Here is a 2597-nt window from a genome sequence, read left to right as displayed (position 1 = left end):
ATGCTGTGCCGTAATCTGGACCGGCACCTTCAGAGACAGGCTGTCCCATGATCTGCAGTCGAGTCTTCGCGCTATGACCCAGAACTGTATTTTGAGTATATCGTTCGTAGAACGGGCTCCAGTCTCCTTGAGGGAAGTAAGCCCGGTCTTCTGGCGCAATCGTTGATTCATCCAGCGGGATTTCAGTTACGTTCTGGCGTACGCGGAGTGCGTTCATTATGATGCTGGTGGAGGCAACACCGCAGTAGACTTTGTTATCCTGCGCATCGTAAAAGTTCGCTAGCTTGAAGAAGTCTTTCTTGAAGTGAGATTGTTCAAGGCGAGTGATCCCCTCGTCGCTTGACCAGTCAATGACATCGGCGAAGGCTGCTGATGTTGGTACAACTGCAATAGCAAGGGAAAGTAGGGATGTTTTTAGCATTGTTTTCATAATTAACCTTTTTACACTAAGCGTTGTTTTGCGATTCGGCACAGCATGGTGACTCCTAGAGGAATAATGCTGTCATCAAAATCGAAATCGCAGGTATGGAGGTTGGTGCCCTTTGAGCCAATCATAAAAAAGCAGGCACCAATACTGTCGTCTTTCTTGAAAAATGCCATGTCTTCGCCCCCCGGACTGGGCTCGACATTGGTATTGAGGTTTTCTGCCCCGACGGTTTGTTTGGCAACGTCAATGACGCAATCAACTTGTTCAGGGGTATTCACTGTCGCCGGACATAGTACTTCGAACAGTACCTCTGCTTCCGCATCGTAGGCTTCAGCAATTGAGCTGGCGAGTAGTTGCATCTTGCGGCGCAGTGTCTTGCCGACTTCACGCTCGTAGAAGCGAATTGTACCGCCGGCTTCGGCTGATTCAGGTATAGAGTTGAACACCTCACCACTCATGATTTTCGTCACGGCAAGCACGCCCATTTCAGAGCACGGTACGCACTCCGACACAATGGACTGCCATGCCGTGATGATCTTGGCAGAGATAGTGATTGGATTGATGCATTTATGCGGAACACTGGAGTGACCGCTGCAGCCTCTTACAATCAGGCGGAACTTTTCACCAGCGCCAGTAATTGGACCGTAGCGGAGCGAGATAGTATTTTCTGGCAATCTTGGCATGTTATGGAAGCCATACACCTCATCGAAAGGGTATTGCTCGAACAGGCCGTCTTCCATCATGGCTTTGGCACCAGCGCCTATCTCTTCGGCTGGTTGGAATAAGAAGATGATGCGGCCTCGGAAATCCCGATTTTCAGAGAAGTAACGGGCAGTGGCCAGCAGCATGGCCATATGGCCATCATGACCGCAGGCGTGGGCCATTCCCGGATTCTGGGAGGCATATAGCTGGCCTGTTTGATCCTGCATCGGCAGGGCATCCATATCTGCACGGTAGGCGATGGTTCTTCCTTCGCCCAACGTGCCGTCAATGATGCCAACAATGCCGGTTTGGCCGAAGCTGCGATCGATTCTTATGCCCCAGGATTCAAGTTTGTTCGCGACATATTGAGATGTGTTGTGAAGTTCAAACCCTACCTCCGGCATGCTGTGCAGCGTATGACGCCATGTGGTAATTTCCTGATGCCATGCATTAACAATTTCAATTGTGTTCATCATCTATAATGTCCGGATAGTAGCCAGAGCCCAGGGCTCTGGCCAAGTTTACGAGTGGGTTACGCTTTGCTAGTTGCAGGTTCTACGTGTTGCTCTGCGGCACGTTTACGAGCGATAAAGTAAAGCGGTGAAATCAGTACCATGGCACCCAAACCAACAAGGATCTTGGTCATGCTCTGGTCGGCTAGCAGCCAGAGACAGATACATACGCCAGCAACAGGGACAATCGGGCCGAATGGTACTCGGAAGTTTTTCTTGGTGCTTTCGTCATCTTTAAAGCGTTTGCGGAACTTAAGAACAGCAATACAGGTAGGGATGTACTGTGCAAATCGGGTAACAACACTCAGCATTGCCAGAGTCGTGAATGAGCCAGAAAGGGCAATAGGGATAGTTACCAAGCCTGAGGCAATAATCGCCACGGTAGGAATACCCTTGTCGTTCTTACGGCCAAACACGGCTGGGATCATTTTGTCGTCAGCTAGTGGTAGTAACGCACGTGGAATATGGAATGAAGCGGCAACATTAATACCGGCAATCGAAATGATTGAGCCGATGGTGATCATATAGAAACCCGCATCACCGAACGCCACTTTTGCGGCATCAGCTAATGGTACAGAAGAGTTGGCGATATCAGGGCCTAGGATACCGACTGAAACAGCCATAACTGCAGCATAGAATACTGTTACGGCAAGGATCACGATAATAATGGCAAGAGGAAGGTTGCGCTTGGGATTATCCATATCTTCTGCGGCAGTGCCGAATGTTTCAAATCCGGTAAAAGCGTAGAAACAAAGGATCAAAGCTGAACCTAGAGTCTCAAATGAAAGTGAATGCTCTGCCGTTTCTGCTGGTGCAGAGGAGATAGTCGGCATGATGAATTCTGGGTTAATAAACCATACACCACCAACAATTAATAATACTAAAGGCACCATTTTCGCTAATGTGGAGATATTATTAACTAATTTCGCCGCGCCGACACCAGCAAGGTTTAATAT

At 48.9% G+C, this 2597-nt stretch carries 3 protein-coding genes; all 3 read right to left on the bottom strand.

The window, feature by feature from the left end:
• Positions 1-430: phytochelatin synthase family protein (locus MHN01_RS24135; protein ID WP_239413918.1), on the bottom strand; the 430-nt coding region annotated here is incomplete at its 3' end.
• Between the two features lie 11 nt (positions 431-441).
• Positions 442-1605 carry a M20 family metallopeptidase gene (locus MHN01_RS24130; RefSeq protein ID WP_239413917.1) on the bottom strand — a complete coding sequence of 388 codons (1164 nt, stop codon included), beginning with the start codon at positions 1603-1605 and terminating at the stop codon, positions 442-444.
• A gap of 56 nt (positions 1606-1661) precedes the next feature.
• A partial coding sequence (locus tag MHN01_RS24125) for an APC family permease (protein ID WP_239413916.1) occupies positions 1662-2597 on the bottom strand: 936 nt, incomplete at its 5' end.

It is taken from the genome of Photobacterium sp. OFAV2-7 (assembly GCF_022347985.1).
Lineage (GTDB): Bacteria > Pseudomonadota > Gammaproteobacteria > Enterobacterales > Vibrionaceae > Photobacterium.
This window is presented reverse-complemented; position numbering and strand designations above follow the sequence as displayed.

Excerpts from the sequence above, each read along its gene's own strand:
- MHN01_RS24130 (WP_239413917.1), bottom strand. The coding sequence starts at position 1,605 with ATGATGAACACAATTGAAATTGTTAATGCATGGCATCAGGAAATTACC.